The 23,285-nt window shown below is 40.4% G+C and carries 20 protein-coding genes; 14 read left to right on the forward strand and 6 right to left on the reverse strand.

Going from position 1 to position 23,285, the window contains the following annotated elements:
- Nucleotides 1-14 precede the first annotated feature (14 nt).
- Genes PHO71_RS00080 through dut form a run of 4 tightly spaced genes read right to left on the reverse strand, consistent with a single transcriptional unit; the run spans nt 15 to nt 4,159 of the window.
- Nucleotides 15-1,316 carry a peptidoglycan DD-metalloendopeptidase family protein gene (locus PHO71_RS00080; RefSeq protein ID WP_300197097.1) on the reverse strand — a complete coding sequence of 434 codons (1,302 nt, stop codon included), beginning with the start codon at nt 1,314-1,316 and terminating at the stop codon, nt 15-17.
- Nucleotides 1,313-1,888 (reverse strand): DUF4292 domain-containing protein, encoded by a 576-nt coding sequence (locus tag PHO71_RS00085; RefSeq protein WP_300197100.1) that lies wholly within the window; start codon nt 1,886-1,888, stop codon nt 1,313-1,315. Before PHO71_RS00085 ends, PHO71_RS00080 begins: the two co-directional genes overlap by 4 nt.
- On the reverse strand, nt 1,885-3,666 hold the full coding sequence (locus tag PHO71_RS00090) for a tetratricopeptide repeat protein (RefSeq protein WP_300197929.1): 1,782 nt from the start codon (nt 3,664-3,666) through the stop codon (nt 1,885-1,887). The genes PHO71_RS00085 and PHO71_RS00090 overlap by 4 nt, the downstream gene beginning before the upstream one ends.
- A 58-nt stretch (nt 3,667-3,724) precedes the next feature.
- Nucleotides 3,725-4,159, reverse strand: coding sequence for a dUTP diphosphatase (gene dut / locus PHO71_RS00095; RefSeq protein ID WP_300197103.1), 435 nt, complete (start codon nt 4,157-4,159; stop codon nt 3,725-3,727).
- 177 nt (nt 4,160-4,336) lie between these two features.
- Between dut and PHO71_RS00100 the strand changes: the two genes are divergently transcribed.
- Nucleotides 4,337-5,683 carry a deoxyguanosinetriphosphate triphosphohydrolase gene (locus PHO71_RS00100; RefSeq protein WP_300197106.1) on the forward strand — a complete coding sequence of 449 codons (1,347 nt, stop codon included), beginning with the start codon at nt 4,337-4,339 and terminating at the stop codon, nt 5,681-5,683.
- Here PHO71_RS00100 and PHO71_RS00105 read toward each other — a convergent pair.
- On the reverse strand, nt 5,655-6,668 hold the full coding sequence (locus PHO71_RS00105; protein WP_300197109.1) for a GNAT family N-acetyltransferase: 1,014 nt from the start codon (nt 6,666-6,668) through the stop codon (nt 5,655-5,657). The two genes, PHO71_RS00100 and PHO71_RS00105, sit on opposite strands and share 29 nt — an antisense overlap.
- Nucleotides 6,669-6,694: 26 nt before the next feature.
- The gene (locus tag PHO71_RS00110) at nt 6,695-7,513 is read right to left on the reverse strand and encodes a 1-acyl-sn-glycerol-3-phosphate acyltransferase (RefSeq protein WP_300197112.1); all 819 of its coding nucleotides are present in this window, start codon (nt 7,511-7,513) and stop codon (nt 6,695-6,697) included.
- A 257-nt stretch (nt 7,514-7,770) separates the two neighbouring features.
- Here PHO71_RS00110 and PHO71_RS00115 point away from each other — a divergent pair, with 257 nt between their 5' ends.
- From PHO71_RS00115 to ftsA, 13 genes are all read left to right on the forward strand, one after another.
- Complete coding sequence (locus tag PHO71_RS00115; protein ID WP_300197115.1) at nt 7,771-8,274, forward strand: RNA polymerase sigma factor; 504 nt, start codon at nt 7,771-7,773, stop codon at nt 8,272-8,274.
- 475 nt (nt 8,275-8,749) lie between these two features.
- A complete protein-coding gene (mraZ, locus tag PHO71_RS00120) occupies nt 8,750-9,220 on the forward strand; it encodes a division/cell wall cluster transcriptional repressor MraZ (RefSeq protein WP_300197118.1) in 471 nt (156 codons plus the stop codon).
- A complete protein-coding gene (gene rsmH / locus PHO71_RS00125) occupies nt 9,207-10,121 on the forward strand; it encodes a 16S rRNA (cytosine(1402)-N(4))-methyltransferase RsmH (protein WP_300197121.1) in 915 nt (304 codons plus the stop codon). The genes mraZ and rsmH overlap by 14 nt, the downstream gene beginning before the upstream one ends.
- A 5-nt stretch (nt 10,122-10,126) precedes the next feature.
- On the forward strand, nt 10,127-10,480 hold the full coding sequence (locus tag PHO71_RS00130; RefSeq protein ID WP_300197124.1) for an FtsL-like putative cell division protein: 354 nt from the start codon (nt 10,127-10,129) through the stop codon (nt 10,478-10,480).
- A gap of 64 nt (nt 10,481-10,544) precedes the next feature.
- Complete coding sequence (locus PHO71_RS00135; RefSeq protein ID WP_300197932.1) at nt 10,545-12,674, forward strand: penicillin-binding transpeptidase domain-containing protein; 2,130 nt, start codon at nt 10,545-10,547, stop codon at nt 12,672-12,674.
- 22 nt (nt 12,675-12,696) lie between these two features.
- Nucleotides 12,697-14,142, forward strand: a complete 1,446-nt coding sequence (locus PHO71_RS00140; protein WP_300197127.1) for a UDP-N-acetylmuramoyl-L-alanyl-D-glutamate--2,6-diaminopimelate ligase — start codon at nt 12,697-12,699, stop codon at nt 14,140-14,142.
- 68 nt (nt 14,143-14,210) lie between these two features.
- Nucleotides 14,211-15,479, forward strand: coding sequence for a phospho-N-acetylmuramoyl-pentapeptide-transferase (gene mraY, locus PHO71_RS00145; RefSeq protein WP_300197130.1), 1,269 nt, complete (start codon nt 14,211-14,213; stop codon nt 15,477-15,479).
- A gap of 131 nt (nt 15,480-15,610) precedes the next feature.
- Entirely contained in the window at nt 15,611-17,008 is a 1,398-nt protein-coding gene (gene murD / locus PHO71_RS00150; RefSeq protein WP_300197133.1) for a UDP-N-acetylmuramoyl-L-alanine--D-glutamate ligase, read from the forward strand.
- Between the two features lie 22 nt (nt 17,009-17,030).
- Nucleotides 17,031-18,353 (forward strand): FtsW/RodA/SpoVE family cell cycle protein, encoded by a 1,323-nt coding sequence (locus PHO71_RS00155; protein ID WP_300197136.1) that lies wholly within the window; start codon nt 17,031-17,033, stop codon nt 18,351-18,353.
- A gap of 54 nt (nt 18,354-18,407) precedes the next feature.
- Entirely contained in the window at nt 18,408-19,526 is a 1,119-nt protein-coding gene (murG, locus tag PHO71_RS00160) for an undecaprenyldiphospho-muramoylpentapeptide beta-N-acetylglucosaminyltransferase (protein WP_300197139.1), read from the forward strand.
- A gap of 140 nt (nt 19,527-19,666) precedes the next feature.
- The gene (murC, locus tag PHO71_RS00165) at nt 19,667-21,055 is read left to right on the forward strand and encodes a UDP-N-acetylmuramate--L-alanine ligase (protein ID WP_300197142.1); all 1,389 of its coding nucleotides are present in this window, start codon (nt 19,667-19,669) and stop codon (nt 21,053-21,055) included.
- Nucleotides 21,056-21,066: 11 nt separating this feature from the next.
- The gene (locus PHO71_RS00170; protein WP_300197144.1) at nt 21,067-21,804 is read left to right on the forward strand and encodes a cell division protein FtsQ; all 738 of its coding nucleotides are present in this window, start codon (nt 21,067-21,069) and stop codon (nt 21,802-21,804) included.
- Between the two features lie 16 nt (nt 21,805-21,820).
- On the forward strand, nt 21,821-23,275 hold the full coding sequence (gene ftsA, locus PHO71_RS00175) for a cell division protein FtsA (RefSeq protein WP_300197147.1): 1,455 nt from the start codon (nt 21,821-21,823) through the stop codon (nt 23,273-23,275).
- The last annotated feature ends 10 nt before the right edge of the window (nt 23,276-23,285 follow it).

The following is a 23,285-nucleotide window of genomic DNA, read 5'->3' on the forward strand; positions in this document are numbered from 1 at the left end:
TTTTATTAATTAAGTTATCGGTTTAACCAAGGCTCCGGGTTCAACTTCTCTTTCTCTCTACGTAACTGGAAATGCAATACTGCACGCCCGTTATTAGTTGCATCAGAGAATATCTGTCCAATCTCTTGCTTGGTTTTAACCGTATCACCCGATTTTACAGAAGCAGAAGAAAGATTACAATAAACAGAAATATAATTTCCGTGACGAATGAGCACATTAAATAATCCGTTCAATTGAAACACAGCAGCTACCTTACCATCAAAGATAGCACGCGCCTGTGCCCCCGGTTTACCTTGAATATCAATTCCTTTATTATCCAATTGAACATTACGAAGTCCTTCTACTGCATATTGTCCATAATGACTGGCAATGATATAAGGACCGGTAACCGGCATTGGAAGTTTCCCTCGATTAGCAGCAAAATTACTGGATAACTCACGGTCTTCTTTACTCATTTTATAAGCATCCACTGGTTTTGATTTTGTAGCAGCTACCGTTCCTGCATCTTCTTTGTCATTAGTATCACTTTTTTTGCGAATGGTAACATCACGACGTGCCTCTTCTTCGGCTCTTTTACGTGCCCGCTCTATTTCTTCATTAATCAATCGATCAATACGCGCATTCAACTGATTAGCTTCTTTTCTTTTCTTACCAATCTCATTCTGCAACCCTCTCTGTTTTTTCTGCAAACTAGCAACCAGCGTACGTTTTTCTTTTTCCTGATCTTGCAGTTTTGCCTTTTCGTCTTCACGATCCTTCAACAAACTCTCTTTTGCAGTTTTCACCCGTTGCCGCTCTATTTTCTTTTTTCGTATCTGTTCTTGCTTCTTTAATATTTCCTTTCCCTGCAAACGCTGATAAGTCGCATACTCACGAACATAACGCATACGACGATACGTTTGGCTCAGATTCTTTGCAGAGAAAATAAACATCAGTTTCTCTTCTACTGACTTATTCTTATACAAATACTGCACGGAAGCTTCATATTTTTTCTTCTTATCTTTCAAATCCCTTTGAAGAGTATTTAACTGACGCCCCAAAGAAGACAGTTCGCGTTCAATAGCTTCCATATCATTATTAATAGCAAGAATATAACGCTTCCTCTCTTCAATTTGCCCGGTAAGGGCAGCCAAAACATTTAACTGGCTTCCTACATCTTTTTTTGTATCCTTCAATAAAGATTCCGTATCGGCTATCTGCCTCTGCAGAGCACCGCGCTTTTCTTCCAACTCACGGATCAATTTATTCGACTGAGCGGAAAGAGGAATTGCCAGCCAAAGGCAATTTATCAGAACCATAAAGATACGTTTCATCATAACAGAACTATCAACATTTTTACTAATTCTTCCAAAGGAACCTGCGTATATTTAGAAGTAAGTTCCGTTGGAATTATCGAAAATTCCTTAGTAGAAAATTCATATAACTGGATTTTAGCCTTTTCCAATGAAGGAATTCCTAACTCTTTCCCGGTCAGTTCTGTCTTTCCACCAGGCAAAGATGCATCAGTCAAAACTTTCTCTAGACGCGAAAAATCTGCACCCTTAGGCAATATATCCTTCAATTCATCTTTGGTTACACGCACATATCGCTTATTCATCCTATCCACCAGCAACACTTCACCGGGAGTAATCTCAATACGTGCTATCTCTGTGCGCAAAATAGGCATTAGCAAAGAAATCTGCACCCGTTCGCTACTTTTCATCTTCATGAGACCTCCCACAGACATACTACCATCTTTTCCCGGTATAGTCAGTTGGAGCTTGGATGCCAAATAGCTAAAAGACGGAACAGCTACTACCTTTTCTTTCTCTACAACCACCATATGTTTGCTACTCTTACAGCCTGCAAACATGACAACTATCAACAACAGATAAGCAAGTCTTCTCATTCAGCAATATACTTTTTCTTTTCTATTTTTTGTTTCAGCGTTTTCGAGTCATTCCCCATTTCCAGTGATTTCTTCCAATACTTCAATGCGCCTTCTACATCACCAGTCATGTAATAAATATCCCCGCAATGCTCCACCACTTCGCTACTCTTTTCTCCATCACTCTTCATCGCATTATCTATATAGATACGAGCCTCAGCGTAATTCCCCTTTTCAAATAAAATCCATGCATATGTATCTAGATAAGTAGCATTGTTCGGTTCAGCCTTCACTGTCTTGTAGCTCATTTCTTCCGCCTTGTCAAGATCACGGCGTTCCAATGATAAATAGTATGCATAATTATTCAAAGCACCTATATTCGAAGGATTGTAAACCAATGCTGAATCATAAGCGGCATAAGCCTCTGCCATTTGCTTCTTAGTGTGATACATATCTCCCATAATCGAATAGAAATCAGATACAACCTCCTTCTTAGTATCAGGAGTTATATGATCCAGTGCTTTCTTACAAATACTCACCACACTGTCTGTCTGTTCAGCTTGATTATAAGCGATAGCAAGATAATAATAAAATTCCAATGCATCCGGAGTAGTCTCAATACCGGGCTCACATATTTTGATAATTTGTTTATAATCCTCTTTTTTTACAGCCGAGCTAATTAACATCAGACGGGCAGCCTTATTCATAGGATCCAGATCAACTACCTGCTCCAATACCGGCACAGAAGCATCTTCCATATTTTTAGATAACAGATATTGAGCATAAAGCATTGGAATCTGAGGATCATCCACATCCTGCCTCATCACTCTTTCAAACAAATTAATCACTTGAGTACTATCTTTGCCAGCTTGTTCATTTGTTACAATCACCTGACGCATTACGTTCAATTTGATATCAGAAGATACCTTCTTATTCAATAACAAGGTATCCAACTGCTGTTGGTAAAGCTCCTTCTGATCATTCTGTTGATAATAAGAAGCCATCGAAAAAAGAGCCATTGGATTATCCGGCTCTACTGCCAAAACTTTCTGGTAAGCATCATAAGCTTCCTGTTTCTTACCATTTTGGAGATACACATCTCCCAATATCACTTGATAACGTGTATCCATCGGATACTCCTGTACCAAACTTTCAATCTCCTGAAAAGCTTTCTTATCATCCTTCATCTGAAGATAAATACGAAATTTCTCCATGGACAGTTGTTCGCTCTTTCCCAACCGCTTTTCCAGACGATTCAAAGTAGCAATTACGTCGTCATACTTCTCCTGCCGTCCATAAATATCCAGAAGATTAAACAATGGGTCCTGCTTCCCGGGAAAGCGAGTTACCATCTGTTCAAGCAACACAACTGCTTTATCCAATTGATCCTGTTGCTGATACAAAGAGACCAGTCCCTGACTATACCAGAAATTATCAGGTGCATTGGCTACTGCTTTCTCCAAAGCAGCCTGTCCTTGAGGCAACTGACGGAGAAACATATAATATTGAGAAATTTCATAAAGTGCAGAAGCCGAATTCGGATTAATATCCAAGCAATGCTGTAACAATCCAAAAGCTGCCGCATAGTCTTTTTTCTCTTTCAACCGGACAGCCTCAAGAAAGAAATAATCATATTTCCGCTGTTCCTCTTCCGACAGTTGCAATGCTGAAGCATCCTTTACTTTTACTTGTTTCTTTTTATTTTTCTTCACCTTCTTCACAAGCGCATTTGTACCAATAGCAGCCTCTGATACTAAAGCAGTACTTCCTGCTATAACACCTGCTACTTGAGAAGCCATGCAAAAGGTAGGCAATAAAGTACTAAACAATAAAAATATTATTAACTTTGTTTTCATCTCATTTTTTCCCTGTATGTCCGAAGCCTCCGGCTCCACGTTCTGTTTCATCCAACACCTCCACTTCTTGCCATTCGGCTTGTTCGTGCTTTGCAATCACCATCTGGGCAATACGTTCTCCATCCTCAATGACAAAAGATTCCGAAGAAAGATTGACCAAAATTATACAAATTTCTCCCCGATAGTCAGCATCAATTGTACCCGGAGAATTGAGAACTGTAATTCCCTTCTTAATAGCCAAACCGCTACGTGGACGAATTTGCGCCTCAAACCCCTGTGGTAGAGCGACATACAAACCGGTAGGTATTAAACACCGCTGTAATGGCGCCAAAGTCATAGGTTCAGAAAGATTAGCGCGAATATCCATTCCTGCGGATAACTCAGTGGCATAGGTAGGAAGCGAATGCTTCGATTTATTAATAATTTGAACGTTCATAAAATCACATTTACTATTTAATAGGCGAAAATACACATTTTGTACTGAAAAAGAGTTAAGTTTGCAGTTAAATATTGTGCCAAAGTGCAAATACGCCAATCCTTTAATGGGTTACACTATAAATTCACACAAAAATTGGCAGATGATTTAGTACGTTGGCAGGTTAAACATTTATTTATGATGAATTGGAATCAGTTAATATCAGCAAAACGCTTCGGCATGGAAGAATTTCACTCTGAACGGCAGGAAAATCGATCGGAATTCCAACGAGATTATGATCGCCTGATTTTTTCCGCTCCCTTCCGCCGATTACAAAATAAGACACAAGTTTTTCCATTACCTGGGAGTATTTTCGTACATAACCGGCTTACACATAGCCTGGAGGTATCTTGCGTAGGGCGTTCTTTAGGCAACGATGTAGCTAAAGCCATTCTTGTACGCCAACCGGAACTCCAGAATTCTTATCTTCCCGAAATTGGGTCTATTGTATCTGCAGCCTGTCTTGCACACGACCTCGGCAATCCTCCATTCGGTCATTCCGGTGAGCGAGCTATTTCAACTTTTTTCTCAGAAGGTAAAGGCCAAGCATTACAAAACATACAATCAAATGGAGAGCTACTTTCTTCGATGGAATGGGAAGATTTAACACATTTCGAAGGAAATGCCAATGCGTTCCGTCTGCTGACTCACCAATTTGAAGGACGTCGGAAAGGAGGCTTTGCAATGACCTATACAACACTTGCTTCTATTGTAAAATACCCCTTTTCATCGAGCCTTGCAGGTAAAAAATCTAAGTTTGGTTTTTTCGTAAGCGAAGAGATGAGTTTTCAAAAGATAGCCATGGAGTTAGGTCTTACCCAGCTCAACGATCATCCATTGAAGTACGCACGCCATCCTTTAGTTTATTTGGTAGAAGCAGCCGACGACATTTGTTACCAAATGATGGATATAGAAGACGCCCATAAATTAAAAATCCTGACTACTGAAGAGACTAAAGACCTCTTAATGTCTTATTTTAGTGAAAACCGTAAAGAACATATCCGAAAAACGTTTCATATCGTCAGTGATACCAATGAGCAAATTGCTTATTTGCGTTCTTCGGTTATCGGATTATTAATACGCGAGTGTACTCGTGCATTCCTTGATCACGAAAATGAAATTCTGGAAGGTAAATTCGAAGGAACACTTATCAAACACATTTCCGAATGCCCGGCAATAGCCTACAAGCATTGCTCAGATGTTTCTTTAAAGAAAATTTATCGTTCAAAAGATGTACTGGATATCGAGTTGGCAGGTTTTCGCGTTATCAGTACCTTACTCGAACTTATGATAGATGCAGTGACTTCACCGGAAAAAGCATATTCACAATTACTGATTAACCGAGTTTCCGGTCAATACAATATAAAAGCGCCTGGACTCTACGAAAGAGTACAGGCAGTACTTGATTATATTTCCGGAATGACCGATGTCTTTGCTCTCGACCTTTACCGCAAGATTAACGGCAACAGCCTGCCTGCGGTGTAACGACCTTGGGCGTAAACACCTCTTCAGTTTCAGAAGGAGCCTTCAACGCATCTGGATTACTTTCAATAAAGGTCTGGATGTGTCGGATTCGTTTTTCTTCTAATATTTCATCAACAGCAATCAGAATACCAGTTTCTTCCACATCACCAAATTCATAATTAACTGCTGTGCCAAACATACGCATCGTCGGACTCAAGCTCATATAAGCATTCACCAACGGCGGAATATTATATCCTAATTTACGAATTTCACAATTCAGAATTTTATAATCTTCTTTGAACATTTTCTTGCAGAATAATGCTCTCAATTCTTCTTCCGAAGTTTCCATTTTCAACGGTTCCATCGGAAAAACCAGATGATTCTTATCTCCAAAATGCTTCTGAAGAAAATGAAGAATCATATCACGCCCACGACGGTGGTAGCTAGGATACATAGTCACTTTACCAAAGAAATATTTCACATTGGGCATTACCACCGTTAAAGCTCCCAATCCATCCCACAAATTATCTAATGCAAACAAGCCTTTACTTCCTGCACGGGTAGACTGGTATTCTAATGTTACGAAAGAGCGACCCAGTTCAATTGTCTGGGGTAGATAATCTTTTATAAATGCATCAGAGAAATGGAACATATGAGAAGTAGCCAGAATCGGAGCACCCTTTTCATCAAAGCGAACATCAGTTCCAAGCAGATACCGATATCCTCCCAGAATCTCTTCTGCTTCAGGGTTCCATACAATCAACTGCTTATATGGATGTTCCATCGTATCATATTCGTCAATATCCATCGACATACCGGTACCTCCACCTGCTGCACGAAAAGCAATCTCGCGCAAGCGTCCGATTTCCTTCATCACATTTGGTGCATCCTGATAAGTAATAATATAAATTTGATTATTACTTTTATTGGTCATGCGCAAGCGTCTTTCTTCTGTGAGCTCCGCTTTTAGTAGTTCTTTGCTTACCGGTTTTATAATCTCTTCCATATTCTTTGCTATAGTTATTCTATAAGTTACAATTTATATACGATGTCCTTCACATACTCAGCCCATTGCGCAGGGGTCTTCGATTTATCAAATGTTTGCCAAGGAATCGGCTTACCAATTGTTATCGTGAAGGTTTTATGACGATTCTTAAACATCTCATCCGCCAAATACAGCATAGCGATATTAAACTTAATTCCCAATATTTTACAAGCATTTGCCAGATTGTAAAAAAAATCAGAATTCCGACCTTCAAAATGAACAGGCACCACATCACGTTTTGCTTGTACACTCTTTACAACAAACGTTTTTTTCCACTCCAAATCACGAATAACACCATTCTGACGACGTGAACAAAGTCCGGCAGGAAACATGATAAGCTGATCATCTGATTGAAACCCGGCTTCAACCATCTTTGGAAAGTCTTTAGCCTGCTTTCCTGTCTTATTTATAGGTATACAAAGCGGTGCCAAACCACGCAAGTTCATCAATAAATCATTGACCAGATATTTCACCTTTCCATTGTAATGACTTCCTAATACGTAGCCAAGTGCTACACCATCCTGCCCTCCCAATGGGTGATTACACACAAAAGTATATAAACCTTCTTCAGGAAGGTTTTCAGCACCTTTTACCTCCACCTTAGCATCGAGAAAATCAAGAGATGCCTCGAGAAAATCTACTCCTAATTTATCCTTCGACTCATTAAGGAATACATTTAATTCCTCCTGATGAACGATTCTCTTTAAATAGGAGATTACGAACTTAGGAATGTACTTATACTGCTTCGGAGCTTTCGTCCGGAGTATCTTATCGACATCAATTAAAAACAAAGAGTCATCAGTCATTCTTTTCAAATAAAAATGATGGCACAAAATTAACGGTTCTTTTTTATTAATCGCAATAATTTGATAGAAAATGTAGAATTCAGCTTCAGAAGCTAAAAAAAGACCACCCAAAAACTATCAAATATAACCTAAAATCTATCAGATGATAGATTCACCCCCTAAGAATGTTGAATTTACCCCTGTAAGTTTTATTGGAATCCCATAAACTTGCAACATCGAAAAAACGAAAAAATACTCACTTTTAAAAAGCAACGCATATGAAAAGTTTAAGCTTCAGAAAAGATTTAATTGGAGTACAAGATGAATTACTCCGCTTCGCATACAAATTAACAACCGACCGTGAAGAAGCAAACGATTTGTTGCAGGAAACCTCACTAAAAGCATTAGATAATGAGGATAAATATATGCCCGACACCAACTTTAAAGGATGGATGTATACTATAATGCGTAATATCTTTATCAATAACTATCGTAAAGTGGTCCGCGACCAAACCTTCATTGACCAGACCGATAATCTTTACCATTTAAGCCTGCCACAAGGTGCCGGCTTCGAAAGTACAGAGAGAGCCTACGATTTGAAAGAGATGCACAGAGTAGTAAACTCACTACCCAAAGAATATAGAGTACCATTTGCCATGCATGTTTCTGGATTCAAGTATCGTGAAATTGCAGAAAAGCTAAACCTCCCACTAGGCACTGTAAAAAGTCGTATCTTCTTTACACGCCAGAAATTGCAGGATGAACTAAAAGACTTTCGCTAAACCTTAACTATAACTTGTCAATTTCAGATCTTAGATTTTGTAGTACAGATTTTTAGTTGTGTTAATGACCTCCGGAGGCAAAAGGATAATATTTTCCTTCTTGCCTCCTTTTTATTGGCTACTCTCCTTTTTTTATTGGACTGCATTCATTACTTGTACGACACCCGGGTGTTATACATACTGACACCCGGGTGTTGATATGTCCGACACCCGGGTGTCGGTATGCTCAACACCCGGGTGTCCGGCAAACCTCCTCTGCATTAAAAAAAAAGTTTTTCTACTTACATTTAAAATATCCATCTGCTACAAAAAATCCTTCAACTCCTACCAACAAAGCACTTCAGAAGCTTCGTTGTTTTTAGTCAAATAAGCATTTAACAATCTGTTGAAAACTTCTCAAAAAGATTTTCGTGGAAAGATGTGGGGAATTGTGGGGAAATTCATACTTTTACAGTCGCTTATTATAATAAGGTGAATGATACGTTTTTTAGGGAATATTGAAGCCAGGGCGGATGCCAAAGGAAGAGTATTTATACCCGCTACTTTCAGAAAACAGCTACAAGCTACTTCTGAAGAGAGGCTTATTATGCGTAAAGACGTATTCCAGGACTGTTTGGCTTTATATCCCGAAAGTGTATGGAACGAGGAACTGAACGAGCTTCGAAGCAGACTAAACAAATGGAATAGTAAACACCAATTAATTTTCAGACAATTTGTTAGCGATGTCGAAGTAGTTACTCCGGATAACAACGGACGAATACTTATTCCCAAACGATATTTGCAAATCTGTGATATCCGTGGAGACATACGTTTTATAGGCATTGATAACAAAATAGAAATTTGGGCTAAAGAACGTACAGAACAACCTTTTATGTCGCCCGAAGATTTCGGAGCAGCACTGGAAGAGATTATGAACATTGACAAAATAGAAGATGGAGAAAGATGAACTGACATACCACGTACCTGTATTGCTGAAGGAGAGCGTTAATGGAATGAATATCCGTCCGGATGGAACGTATGTAGACGTTACATTTGGTGGTGGCGGACATTCTCGTGAAATCCTATCACGACTTGGGGAAGGAGGACAGTTATTAGGGTTTGATCAAGATGAAGATGCGGAACGCAATATCGTCAATGACACACATTTTACTTTTGTGCGTAGCAACTTTCGTTATTTGCATAACTTCCTCCGTTACCATAATATCGAACAGGTAGACGCAATTTTAGCGGACCTTGGCGTATCTTCCCACCATTTTGATGACAGCGAACGCGGATTTTCCTTCCGTTTTGATGGAGCATTGGATATGCGTATGAATAAGCGTGACGGATTTACGGCTTCTGACGTAGTCAATACTTACGAAGAAGAGCGTTTGGCCAATCTTTTTTATTTATATGGAGAACTGAAGAATAGTCGTAAGCTAGCATCCGTCATTGTCAAAGAAAGAAATGGAAAATCTATCCGAACAATTGCTGAATTTCTGGAAATTATTAAACCACTTTTCGGACGCGAACGGGGAAAGAAAGAACTAGCAAAAGTTTTCCAGGCACTTCGCATTGAAGTGAATCAGGAAATGGAAGCGTTAAAAGAGATGTTATTGGCAGCAACTGAAGCGCTTAAATCCGGAGGAAGACTAGTTGTTATCACCTATCATTCATTGGAAGACCGTATGGTGAAAAACATAATGAAGACAGGAAATGTAGAAGGAAAAACAGAAACTGATTTCTTTGGAAACTTGCAAACCCCATTCCGGCTTATCAATAACAAAGTAATTGTTCCCGATGAAATGGAAATAGAAAGAAATCCCCGTTCAAGAAGTGCGAAATTACGTATTGCTGAGAAAAAATAAACAATATGGAAGAAGCTGTAAATAAAAAAACAGAAGAGGGAAAAAAGAAAAAACATACCTCGTTTAAAAGTATACTGGGTGGAGACATTTTAGCTACAAACTTTTTTCGTCGCCAAACAAAGTTACTGGTACTTATTATGGTATTCGTTATCTTCTATATTCACAACCGCTATGCCAGCCAACAGCAACAGATTGAAATAGACAGGTTGAAAAAGGAACTGATAGATATCAAATACGATGCGCTGACTCGCAGTTCCGAATTAATGGAGAAGAGCCGGCAATCGCGTATTGAGAATTATATATCAAGTAAGGAAAGTGAATTGCAGACTTCCACTAATCCGCCTTACCTTATTAAATGAACAAGAATAGAATATAAGAAGTTTTTTAAAGACAAGCACTGTGGCAGTTAATAAAAAGAACATAATGACCCGTTACTTCTTTGTCATCCTGATAATGATATTGATAGGAGTAGCAATTGTCGTCAAGGCAGGCATCACCATGTTTGCCGACCGGCAATACTGGCAGGATGTAGCCGACCGTTTTGTAAAAGAGAACGTGACAGTGAAGCCTAACCGCGGAAATATTATTTCTTCCGACGGCAAACTAATGGCGAGTTCTTTGCCTGAATACAAAATATATATAGACTTTATGTCCGGTGAAAAGGACGAAAAAAAGAAAATGAAAGATCAGGCATGCCGTGATTCTATCTTCAAAGCAAGCCTGGATTCTATTTGTAACGGACTCCACCGAATATTTCCCGATAAAAGTGCGGCTGAATTTAAAGCTCATTTAAAAAAAGGACGTCAGACAAAAAGCCGTAATTATCAGATTTATCCAAAACGCATCTCATATATACAATATAAAGAGGTAAAACGTCTGCCTGTTTTTCGTCTGAACCCTTACAAAGGAGGGTTTAAAGGGTTGGCATTTAACCAACGCAAGAAGCCATTCGGTTCATTGGCAGCCCGTACTTTGGGAGATGTCTTTGCCGATACTGCCCAAGGAGCTAAAAATGGAATTGAACTCGCTTTCGACACAATATTAAGGGGAAGCGACGGACGAACTCATCGCCAGAAGGTGATGAATAAATACCTTAATATTATTGATATACCTCCGGTAGATGGCTGTGACTTGATTACCACCATTGATGTGGGTATGCAGGACATTTGTGAAAAAGCGTTAGTAGACAAACTTAAAGAACTAAATGCCAGTGTAGGTGTAGTTGCATTGATGGAGGTTACTACCGGAGAAGTAAAAGCTATCGTCAATATGATGCAAGGTAAAGATGGTGAATATTACGAAATGCGTAACAACGCTATTAGTGATATGTTAGAGCCGGGATCTACCTTCAAGACAGCTTCTATCATGGTAGCATTAGAAGACGGTTATATCACTCCTGACTACATTGTCGATACCGGTAATGGACAAAAGCCCATGCACGGACGTGTTATGAAAGACCATAATTGGCACCGGGGAGGATACGGGAAGCTAACTGTCACAGAAATTTTAGGAGTGTCTTCTAATGTCGGAACATCTAGCATTATCGACAATTTTTATAACAAAAACCCACAAAAATTTGTTGATGGATTGAAACGAATGAGCATCGACCAGACTCTTCATTTACAAATTTCCGGAGAAGGAAAGCCAAATATTCGCGGACCGAAAGAACGTTATTTTTCAAAAACCACTTTGCCATGGATGAGTATCGGTTATGAAACACAGGTACCGCCCATAAATATCCTGACATTCTATAATGCTATAGCCAATAATGGTGTATTAATACGCCCAAAATTTGTAAGAGCAGCCATAAAAGATGGAGAAGTGATACAAGAGTTCCCGACAGAAGTTATTAATCCAAGAATTTGTTCGGATAAAACATTAACACAAATCCAAGTGATTTTGCGGAAAGTAGTAAGTGAAGGACTTGCTAAACCGGCAGGAAGCAAGCAGTTCCACGTATCTGGAAAGACAGGAACAGCTCAAATTTCGCAAGGAACAGCAGGATACAAAACCGGAACAACAAATTATCTGGTTAGTTTTTGCGGATATTTTCCTTCTGAAACACCGAAATATAGTATGATTGTTTCGATACAGAAACCCGGATTACCGGCATCCGGAGGTTTAATGGCAGGTAGTGTATTCAGCAAAATAGCAGAAAGAGTCTATGCAAAAGACTTGCGACTGCCGCTTACGAATGCCATCGATACAAATAGTGTAGTAATCCCAGATGTTAAAGCAGGAGAAATGCGGTCGGCAAAATATGTTTTGAACGAATTGAATATCAAAACACAGGGTGAAATTACCACATCAGGTAAGGAAGTATGGGGAAGTGCTCATCCAGCCCCTCAAGCTGTGGTTCTGGAAAGTCGGAGTAATATGCAGAACTTTGTGCCTAGCGTTATTGGTATGGGAGCGAAAGATGCCGTCTATCTACTTGAAAGTAAAGGATTGAAAGTCCGTCTAATTGGTGTTGGTAAAGTGAGAAGCCAGTCAATAGCTAACGGAACTATTGCTAAAAAGGGGCAGACAATTACGTTGGAAATGAGGAATTAAAAATGAAAAGCCAAATAGAGTTATGTTATTAAAGGAATTACTCAAAGCAATCCAGCCGGTACAAGTAACCGGAGATTCAGAAATTGAAATCACCGGGATCAATATTGATTCCCGTTTAGTGGAGAAAGGGCACTTATTCATGGCTATGCGTGGTACACAAGCCGATGGTCATACCTACATACCTACTGCTATCGAAAAAGGAGCTGTAGCAATCCTTTGTGAAGATATGCCGGAACAGCTTAAAACAGGAATTACATATATTCAGGTAAATGATAGCGAAGATGCAGTAGGAAAGATTGCTACGACTTTCTATGGAGATCCGACTTCTAAACTGGAATTGGTAGGCGTTACCGGAACCAACGGAAAAACAACGATTGCTACCTTATTATATAATACATTCCGTTACTTCGGATATAAAGTCGGACTTATCTCTACGGTTTGCAATTATATTGACGACAAGCCAATCTCAACCGAACATACAACTCCTGATCCTATTACATTAAATCGTTTATTGGGACGGATGGCAGATGAAGGATGCAAATATGCTTTTATGGAAGTTAGTTCACATTCCATTGCACAAAAACGCATTAGCGGATTAAGATTTGCAGGAGGCATTTTCACAAATTTGACTCGTGACCACCTCGATTATCATAAAACTGTAGAGAATTACCTGAGAGCCAAGAAAAAGTTCTTTGATGATCTTCCCAAAAAAGCATTTAGTCTAACTAATTTGGACGATAAAAACGGATTAGTAATGACACAGAATACACGTTCTAAAGTATATACCTATTCATTGAGAAGCCTCAGCGACTTCAAAGGACGGGTACTCGAATCACATTTTGAAGGAATGCTCCTTGATTTCAATAACCACGAGTTAGCAGTCCAATTCATAGGTAAATTCAATGCTTCCAATCTGTTAGCTGTATTTGGTGCTGCGGTATTATTAGGGAAGAAAGAAGAAGATGTATTGTTAGCCCTCAGCACTTTGCACCCTGTAGCGGGACGTTTTGATGCTGTCCGCTCTACGAAAGGATTTACTGCAATTGTAGATTATGCACATACGCCGGACGCTCTTGTTAATGTATTAAATGCAATCCATGGGGTTCTTGAAGGCAAAGGGAAAGTGATTACTGTAGTAGGAGCCGGTGGTAATCGTGATAAAGGAAAACGACCAATCATGGCAAAAGAAGCTGCGAAAGCCAGCGACCGCGTTATCATCACATCAGATAACCCACGTTTTGAAGAGCCGCAAGATATTATCAATGATATGCTCGCCGGACTGGATGCTGACGATATGAAGAAAACGATTAGTATTGCAGATCGTAAAGAAGCAATTCGTACAGCTTGTATGTTTGCAGAGAAAGGAGATGTCATCCTCGTTGCCGGAAAAGGTCACGAGAATTATCAGGAAATTAAAGGAGTGAAACATCACTTCGATGATAAGGAGGTACTGAAAGAAATTTTTTAATAATGGACCATTATGTCGATAGTTCGCAAGAACAGGCATAACGATACATTGATAAACTGACAAATATTATGTTATACTATCTGTTTGAATGGCTACATAAGCTCAATTTCCCCGGAGCAGGAATGTTTGGATACACTTCATTCCGTGCTTTGATGGCAGTCATCCTTGCATTACTTATTTCAAGTATATGGGGAGACAGATTCATTAATCTACTCAAGAAAAAGCAGATTACGGAGACTCAACGCGATGCTAAAATTGATCCGTTCGGAGTCAATAAGGTAGGTGTACCGAGCATGGGAGGAGTCATCATTATTATAGCTATTCTTATCCCATGTCTGCTATTAGGAAAACTACAAAATATATATATGATATTAATGTTGATCACTACCGTATGGTTAGGATCACTCGGTTTTGCAGACGACTATATCAAGATATTCAAGAAAGACAAGGAAGGACTACACGGTAAATTCAAAATAATCGGCCAGGTAGGTCTGGGACTAATTGTAGGGCTCACATTATACCTGAGCCCGAATGTAGTGATCCGCGAAAACATCGAGGTACATAAGCCGGGACAAGAAATGGAAGTGATACATGGGACTAATGATCTGAAATCCACTCAAACCACGATTCCTTTCTTCAAGAGCAACAACCTCGACTATGCCGATCTGGTTGCATTCATGGGCGACCATGCACAAGCTGCCGGATGGGTATTGTTTGTCATCATCACAATCCTCGTCGTTACCGCTGTATCCAACGGAGCCAATCTGAATGATGGAATGGACGGAATGGCAGCAGGAAATTCGGCAATTATTGGCGTCACATTAGGAATATTAGCCTACGTATCCTCCCATATTGAGTTTGCCGGTTATTTAAATATCATGTACATTCCCGGATCGGAAGAATTGGTAATCTTTATCTGTGCCTTCATCGGTGCTTTAATTGGTTTCCTATGGTACAATGCCTATCCGGCACAAGTTTTTATGGGAGACACAGGTAGTTTGACCATCGGCGGTATCATTGCCGTATTCGCTATCATCATCCATAAAGAACTGCTGATCCCAATTCTTTGTGGTGTATTCCTTGTAGAGAATCTTTCGGTTATCCTGCAACGTTTCTACTACAAAATAGGAAAACGGAAAGGTGTGAAACAACGATTGTTCAAACGGACACCGATTCATGATCACTTCCGCACTTCCATGAGCCTGATAGAACCTGGCTGTACAGTGAAATTTACCAAGCCGGAACAACTCTTTCATGAATCAAAGATTACCGTCAGGTTCTGGATTGTAACCATCGTATTGGCAGCAATCACAATTATTACATTGAAGATAAGATAATAAAAAGACATATAAAAGTGACAAGTATGAGGTAAAAGCCGCAAGTACTTATGCCTGTCACTAATACAAACCAGAACTTGCAGCAAAACTGAGTATTCAGTTACTAACTAATACTCTTTTATTCAATATATATGAATACAGAAAACAGTAGCAAAGGAAATTTTGCTCCCTCTTCTTCGGAAAAGGCTGAGAAAAAGGCAAGAATTGTAATTTTAGGAGCTGGTGAAAGCGGTGCCGGTGCAGCCGTACTTGCCAAGGTCAAAGGATTCGACACATTTGTTTCGGATATGTCCAGTATTAAGGACAATTATAAGGAACTTCTGGATAGTCATCAAATTGCCTGGGAAGAAGGACATCACACAGAAAAACTTATTCTGAATGCTGACGAGGTGATTAAAAGCCCGGGCATACCGAATGACGCGCCCATGATTCTGAAGTTGAAAGCTCAAGGTACACCCGTTATCTCCGAAATAGAATTTGCCGGACGCTATACAAATGCAAAGATGATTTGTATTACCGGATCCAATGGAAAGACTACAACCACTTCCCTGATTTACCATATTTTTAAAAGTGCAGGAATGAATGTAGGTTTAGCCGGTAATATAGGAAAAAGCCTTGCTTTGCAAGTAGCCGAAGATCATCACGATTATTACATCATCGAATTGAGTTCATTCCAATTAGATAATATGTATAATTTCCGTGCAAACATCGCCGTATTGATGAATATTACCCCGGATCATCTGGATCGTTATGACCACTGTATGCAGAATTACATTGACGCTAAATTCCGTATCACACAGAATCAGACACCGGACGATGCTTTCATCTTTTGGAATGACGACCCGATCATCAAACGGGAACTTGCCAAACATGGTTTGAAAGCTCACTTATATCCTTTTGCAGCAGTGAAAGAAGAAGGAGCTATCGCATATGTAGAAGATAATAAAGTAAAGATAACAGAACCAATCACCTTCAACATGGAACAAGAAGAATTGGCTCTGACCGGACAACATAACTTATACAACTCTTTAGCAGCAGGAATCTCTGCAAACTTAGCTGGTATCACTAAAGAGAGTATTCGGAAGGCACTTTCCGATTTCAAGGGAGTGGAACATCGTTTGGAGAAAGTAGCACGCGTACGTGGTATCGATTTCATCAATGACTCTAAAGCAACAAATGTCAATTCTTGCTGGTATGCTTTACAAAGCATGACTACCAAAGTAGTTCTCATTCTCGGAGGAAAAGACAAAGGCAATGATTATACAGAAATAGAAGATTTGGTACACGAAAAATGCTCGGCACTGGTATATCTGGGACTTCACAACGAAAAACTGCATGACTTCTTCGACCGTTTCGGTCTTCCGGTTGCTGACGTACAGACAGGAATGAAAGATGCTGTAGAAGCTGCCTATAAATTGGCTCAAAAAGGCGAAACCGTATTATTGAGCCCCTGTTGTGCATCATTCGACCTCTTCAAGAGTTACGAAGATCGTGGCGACCAATTTAAGGAGTACGTCCTTGCCCTTTAATTTTTAATTCCCAATTAAAAAAATGGATTTATTAAGGAACATATTCAAAGGCGACAAGGTAATCTGGATTATCTTCCTCTGTCTCTGCCTCATCTCGATTATCGAGGTGTTTTCGGCAGCATCAACGCTTACCTATAAAAGCGGTGACCATTGGGGACCGATTACACAACACTCTATCATTTTGATGGTAGGCGCTGTAGTAGTGGTATTTCTTCACAACGTTCCCTACAAATGGTTTCAGGTATTTCCAGTTTTCCTATATCCGGTCTCCCTCGTGTTATTGGCATTTGTCACACTGATGGGTATCATAACAGGAGACCGTATCAATGGAGCTGCTCGTTGGATGAGTTTTATGGGAATGCAATTCCAGCCCTCAGAACTGGCAAAAATGGCAGTCATCATTGCTGTCTCATTCATTCTGTCCAAAAAACAAGATGAGGAAGGAGCCAATCCAAAAGCCTTTAAATATATCATGATTCTTACCGGACTGGTACTCGTATTCATTGCTCCGGAAAACCTTTCAACAGCTATGCTATTGTTTGGTGTCGTATTCATGATGATGTTCATCGGAAGGGTTGCTTCAAAAAAATTATTAATGTTGGCAGGTGGTCTTATACTGGTTGCCGGACTAGGCGTAGGTACAGTTATTGCCATTCCTGCAAAGACCTTGCACGACACTCCCGGACTTCACCGTCTGGAAACCTGGCAAAACCGTATCAAAGGTTTCTTCGATAAGAATGAAGTGCCTGCCGCAAAATTCGATATTGACAAAGACGCACAAGTAGCACATGCACGGATTGCCATCGCTACGAGCAATGTAGTAGGCAAAGGACCGGGAAATTCTATTCAACGGGACTTCCTCAGCCAGGCATTCTCCGACTTTATCTTTGCTATTGTTGTCGAAGAGATGGGATTGATAGGGGGAGCATTTGTTGTGTTCTTATATCTCTGTTTACTAATGCGTGCAGGAAAAATTGCACAAAAATGCGAACGTACCTTTCCAGCCTTCCTTGTAATGGGAATTGCCTTATTGCTGGTATCGCAAGCCATATTAAACATGATGGTTGCCGTCGGTTTGTTTCCTGTAACCGGACAGCCTTTGCCTCTAATAAGTAAGGGAGGAACAAGTACATTAATTAACTGCGCTTATATCGGAATGATATTGAGCGTCAGTCGATATACCGCTCATCTGGAAGAACAGAAAGAGCACGATGCACAGATTCAGATGCAGATAGCGGCCGGGACAGCAGATTCAGAGGCACAGAGTGCAACAGAACCAACTGCACAAATTCTGAATAGTGATGCCAAGTTTGAAGATGAGCAAGACAGTCAGAAAAGACGGTGAATGAGTAATGAATAAAAAGGATGAACGGTGAGCAGGAAAGAAGAAAGGATTGTTATGGAAAAAGAACTTAGAATTATCATTAGTGGTGGAGGAACAGGAGGACATATTTTCCCGGCTGTGTCCATTGCCAACGCTATAATAGAATTACGTCCGGATGCAAAAATACTTTTTGTAGGTGCCGAGGGACGTATGGAAATGCAACGGGTCCCCGATGCCGGTTATGAGATTATCGGACTTCCAATCGCCGGATTCGATCGTAAACATCTGTGGAAGAATGTAGCCGTACTTATAAAATTGGCTCGCAGCCAATGGAAAGCACGCAGCATTATCAAAAACTTCCGCCCACAAGTAGCGGTAGGTGTAGGAGGCTATGCAAGTGGTCCCACACTAAAGACAGCAGGTATGATGGGAGTTCCTACGTTAATTCAAGAACAAAACTCATATGCAGGAGTAACCAATAAATTACTGGCACAAAAAGCCAGAAAGATTTGCGTAGCTTATGAAGGAATGGAAAAATTCTTTCCTGCGGATAAAATCATTATGACAGGAAATCCTGTCCGCCAGAATCTGACAAAAAATATGCCTTCGAAAGAAGAAGCTCTTCACTCATTTCATCTGCAACCGGGTAAAAAAACGATCCTGATTGTGGGCGGTAGTTTAGGAGCACGTACCATTAATGATACATTGATAGCCGGATTATCAGTTATTAAAGCAAATAGTGATGTACAATTCATCTGGCAAACCGGAAAGTATTATCACCCACAAGTAATAGAAGCTGTAAAGGCCATAGGAGAACTTCCAAATTTGTTCGTCACTGACTTTATCAAAGATATGGCAGCCGCTTATACCGCTGCCGATCTGGTTATATCTCGTGCAGGAGCGGGCTCTATCTCCGAATTTTGCTTGTTGAACAAGCCTGTCATTTTAGTTCCTTCGCCCAACGTTGCAGAGGATCATCAAACCAAGAATGCCTTAGCACTGGTAGACAAACAGGCTGCTATCTATGTGAAAGACAGTGAAGCTAAAAATACATTGCTCGATATAGCTTTAGCAACTGTGACAGATGATGGGAAGCTGAAAAAATTGAGTGAAAACATTGCAAAACTCGCTTTGCCTGATTCTGCAAGGATCATCGCTCAGGAAGTAATAAAACTGGCTGAAAGCAATACTTAAAAAAGAAAATAAGATTTTTAGACGCGGATAACGCGGATCTTTCTGTTTTCAATTAAATCCGCGTCATCCGCGTCTAAAAATAGTAAAGATAAACTCTTTGAGTTATATCAAAAAACAGGATAAAAATAAGGAATAACAAAATGAATATTGAAACTATAAAATCAGTCTATTTCGTAGGTGCCGGCGGCATTGGCATGAGTGCACTTGTACGATACTTTCTTTCTAAAGGTAAGATTGTAGCAGGATATGACCGTACTCCTACTCCACTGACTGAAAGCCTAATTGCCGAAGGCGCACAAATACATTACGAAGACAACATCAACCTCATTCCGGAAGCATGCAAAGACAAAAACACAACACTAGTTGTATTAACTCCTGCCGTTCCCAACGAACACGAGGAATTGGTATATTTCAGGGACAATGGATTTGAAATACAGAAACGTGCTCAAGTATTAGGCACTATCACCCACTCGAGCAAAGGACTATGCGTAGCAGGCACACATGGCAAAACAACCACTTCTACCATGACTGCCCACTTACTACATCAATCACATATTGAATGCACCGCTTTTCTCGGAGGTATATCAAAGAATTACGGAACTAATCTGTTGCTTTCCCAGAAGAGCCCTTACACTGTAATCGAGGCAGACGAGTTCGATCGTTCCTTCCATTGGTTATCTCCTTATATGTCAGTCATTACAGCAACCGATCCTGACCATCTGGATATCTACGGAACAGAAAAAGCCTATCTGGAAAGCTTCGAACATTATACCACCCTGATTCAACCGGGAGGCGCACTGATTATCCGCAAAGGAATCTCACTGCAACCGAAAGTACAATCAGGTGTACGTGTCTATACCTATTCACGGGATGAAGGAGACTTCCATGCCGAAAATATTCGTATTGGAAACGGAGAAATTTTCATCGATTTTGTTGCTCCTGATACACGAATCAACGATATCCAACTTGGAGTTCCCGTCAGTATCAACATCGAAAATGGAGTAGCGGCAATGGCTCTTGCCCACTTGAACGGAGTGACTGATGCAGAGATCAAACAAGGAATGGCAAGTTTCTGTGGTGTAGACCGTCGTTTCGATTTCAAAATAAAGAATGACAAGGTTGCATTTCTAAGCGACTATGCTCATCATCCCGCTGAAATCAAACAAAGCGTACAGTCTATTCACGAACTTTATAAAGACAAGAAGATCACAGCAATCTTCCAGCCACACCTTTATACTCGTACCCGGGACTTTTACAAAGACTTTGCAGATAGCCTTTCATTAGTGGATGAAGTTATCCTGATAGATATCTATCCGGCTCGGGAAGAACCGATTCCCGGTGTAACGAGCAAGCTGATTTATGACAATCTCCGTCCGGGTATTGAAAAAAGTATGTGCAAAAAGGAAGAAATACTGAACATTCTGAAAGATAAAAACATTGAAGTATTGATCACCTTAGGCGCCGGAGACATTGATAACTATGTTCCCGAAATAAAAAAACTATTAGAAATGAAAATACTTCATTCTTAATTAATAAAATTATGGTAAAGAGAATCCTTCTGTTCATTGTCATGCTGGTGCTTATAGCCTACCTTGGGATAGCTACAACCGCCTTCAACCGCAAGCCTGCCGATCAAACTTGCCGGGACGTAGAATTAGTGATCAAGGATACCGCTTATGCCGGCTTTATCACCAAAGACGAACTGAAAGGTGTACTTCAAAACAAGGGTATTTACCCTATCGGAAAGAAATTGGAACGTATCTCCACCAAATCATTGGAACGCGAACTTGGTAAACATCCGCTCATTGCAGAAGCAGAATGCTACAAGACCCCCAGTGGTAAAGTCTGTGTGGAAGTTGCACAACGTATCCCTATCCTTCGGATCATGAGCAGCAACGGTGAAAATTACTATATCGACAATAAAGGGACCATCATGCCACGGGAAGCTAAATGTGTCGCTCACCGCGCAATTGTAACAGGAAGCGTAGAAAAGTCGTTCGCAATGAAGGATTTATATAAGTTTGGTGTATTTTTGCAAAATAATAAGTTCTGGGATGCCCAGATAGAGCAAATCAATGTGTTGTCCGACCGTACCGTCGAACTGGTGCCACGTGTAGGCGACCACCTTGTCTATCTTGGCAAACTGGATGATTTTGAAAATAAACTTTCACGCCTGAAGATATTTTATGAGAAAGGACTCAATCAAGTAGGCTGGAACAAGTATTCACGCATCAGTCTGGAGTTTAGCAACCAGATTATTTGTACAAAACAAGAATAATAATAAATAAAGAGATATGGCAACAACAGAATTTATCGCCGCGATCGAACTCGGTTCATCGAAGATAACCGGTGTGGCCGGAAAAAAGAACAGTGACGGAAGTATGCAGATTTTGGCATATGCTCAGGAAGACTCTTCAACGTTTATCCGTAAGGGAGTCATCTTCAACCTTGACAAAACCGCACAAAGCCTGACTTCTATTATAAACAGACTGGAAGGTGAATTGAATAACTCAATCGCCAAGGTATATGTAGGTATCGGTGGTCAATCGCTCCGCACAGTCCGTAATGTAGTGAGTCGCGATCTGGAAGAGGAGGCCATCATATCGGAAGAACTTGTTAATGCTATCGGAGACGAAAATATCGCTATTCCGGTAGTTGATATGGATATATTAGACGTAGCACCGCAAGAATATAAAGTAGGAAACAACTTGCAAGCCAATCCGATTGGCTTGGTAGGGACTCATATTGAAGGACGTTTCCTCAATATCATTGCCCGTTCTTCCGTACGCAAAAACCTGGAACATTGTTTCCAACAAGCCAAAATCGAGATTGCCGACCAACTGATTACACCCTTAGTAACAGCTAACGCCATACTGACGGAAAGCGAACGACGTTCGGGATGTGCCTTGATTGACTTTGGAGCGGATACAACGACTATTTCAGTTTACAAAAACAATATTCTCCGTTTCCTGACCGTACTGCCATTGGGAGGCAACAGCATCACGCGTGATATCTGTACCTTGCAAATGGAGGAAGAAGAAGCAGAGCGTCTGAAAAGAACATACGGAGATGCTCTATATGAAGAAGAGGAAAACGAAGAGCCCGTTACCTGCAAACTAGATGACGAAAGCCGGACATTGGAGTTAAGCAAGCTTAATAGTATTATTGAGGCACGTGCCGAAGAAATCATCACCAATGTATGGAATCAAATCCAGATATCCAGCTATGAAGACAAGTTGCTAGCTGGTATCATCATAACCGGTGGAGCAGCCAACCTGAAGAATCTGGATGAGATATTGCGCAGACGCAGTAAGATAGAAAAAATTCGAATAGCAAAATTGCCTCGCAATACAATTCACGCATCTAGCAATGTTTTGAAAAAAGATGGTTCTCAGAATACGCTTTTCGGGCTACTGTTCGAAGGCAACCAGAACTGTTGCCTAATGGAAAAAAGCTACGAAGCTCCAGTTACTCTTAAAGCAGAACCGGAAGTGCACCAAACAGTGGATATGTTCGAAGATGACAAAGAACTGCAAGAACAAGCCCGGTTGGCAAAGATAAAGAAGGACGAAGAAGAAAGAGAAGCCAGACAGGCTGCCAGAGATGGCGCCAAAGAAAAAGAGAGACTTCGTAAACTAAAGGAGAAAGAGGAAAAAGAAAAACGGAAACGGGAAGCCGGACCAAGTTGGATTCAGCGAAAGATTGATTCACTGACCAAGGAAATCTTCTCCGATGACGATATGAAATAATTCAAAATTC

Origin of the sequence: Bacteroides sp. (assembly GCF_028690125.1) — a bacterium.
In the GTDB taxonomy this organism is placed as follows: Bacteria; Bacteroidota; Bacteroidia; order Bacteroidales; family Bacteroidaceae; genus Bacteroides.

What these genes read in the sequence shown, in the direction of transcription:
- PHO71_RS00140 (WP_300197127.1), top strand. Translation starts at nt 12,697, where the DNA reads ATGTTATTAAAGGAATTACTCAAAGCAATCCAGCCGGTACAAGTAACC.
- PHO71_RS00080 (WP_300197097.1), bottom strand. Translation starts at nt 1,316, where the DNA reads ATGATGAAACGTATCTTTATGGTTCTGATAAATTGCCTTTGGCTGGCA.
- PHO71_RS00170 (WP_300197144.1), top strand. Translation starts at nt 21,067, where the DNA reads ATGGTAAAGAGAATCCTTCTGTTCATTGTCATGCTGGTGCTTATAGCC.
- dut (WP_300197103.1), bottom strand. Translation starts at nt 4,159, where the DNA reads ATGAACGTTCAAATTATTAATAAATCGAAGCATTCGCTTCCTACCTAT.
- PHO71_RS00130 (WP_300197124.1), top strand. Translation starts at nt 10,127, where the DNA reads ATGGAAGAAGCTGTAAATAAAAAAACAGAAGAGGGAAAAAAGAAAAAA.
- PHO71_RS00100 (WP_300197106.1), top strand. Translation starts at nt 4,337, where the DNA reads ATGATGAATTGGAATCAGTTAATATCAGCAAAACGCTTCGGCATGGAA.
- rsmH (WP_300197121.1), top strand. Translation starts at nt 9,207, where the DNA reads ATGGAGAAAGATGAACTGACATACCACGTACCTGTATTGCTGAAGGAG.
- PHO71_RS00115 (WP_300197115.1), top strand. Translation starts at nt 7,771, where the DNA reads ATGAAAAGTTTAAGCTTCAGAAAAGATTTAATTGGAGTACAAGATGAA.
- PHO71_RS00155 (WP_300197136.1), top strand. Translation starts at nt 17,031, where the DNA reads ATGGATTTATTAAGGAACATATTCAAAGGCGACAAGGTAATCTGGATT.
- ftsA (WP_300197147.1), top strand. Translation starts at nt 21,821, where the DNA reads ATGGCAACAACAGAATTTATCGCCGCGATCGAACTCGGTTCATCGAAG.
- PHO71_RS00110 (WP_300197112.1), bottom strand. Translation starts at nt 7,513, where the DNA reads ATGACTGATGACTCTTTGTTTTTAATTGATGTCGATAAGATACTCCGG.
- PHO71_RS00085 (WP_300197100.1), bottom strand. Translation starts at nt 1,888, where the DNA reads ATGAGAAGACTTGCTTATCTGTTGTTGATAGTTGTCATGTTTGCAGGC.
- murC (WP_300197142.1), top strand. Translation starts at nt 19,667, where the DNA reads ATGAATATTGAAACTATAAAATCAGTCTATTTCGTAGGTGCCGGCGGC.
- murD (WP_300197133.1), top strand. Translation starts at nt 15,611, where the DNA reads ATGAATACAGAAAACAGTAGCAAAGGAAATTTTGCTCCCTCTTCTTCG.
- mraY (WP_300197130.1), top strand. Translation starts at nt 14,211, where the DNA reads ATGTTATACTATCTGTTTGAATGGCTACATAAGCTCAATTTCCCCGGA.
- PHO71_RS00090 (WP_300197929.1), bottom strand. Translation starts at nt 3,666, where the DNA reads ATGGCTTCTCAAGTAGCAGGTGTTATAGCAGGAAGTACTGCTTTAGTA.
- PHO71_RS00135 (WP_300197932.1), top strand. Translation starts at nt 10,545, where the DNA reads ATGACCCGTTACTTCTTTGTCATCCTGATAATGATATTGATAGGAGTA.
- PHO71_RS00105 (WP_300197109.1), bottom strand. Translation starts at nt 6,668, where the DNA reads ATGGAAGAGATTATAAAACCGGTAAGCAAAGAACTACTAAAAGCGGAG.
- mraZ (WP_300197118.1), top strand. Translation starts at nt 8,750, where the DNA reads ATGATACGTTTTTTAGGGAATATTGAAGCCAGGGCGGATGCCAAAGGA.
- murG (WP_300197139.1), top strand. Translation starts at nt 18,408, where the DNA reads ATGGAAAAAGAACTTAGAATTATCATTAGTGGTGGAGGAACAGGAGGA.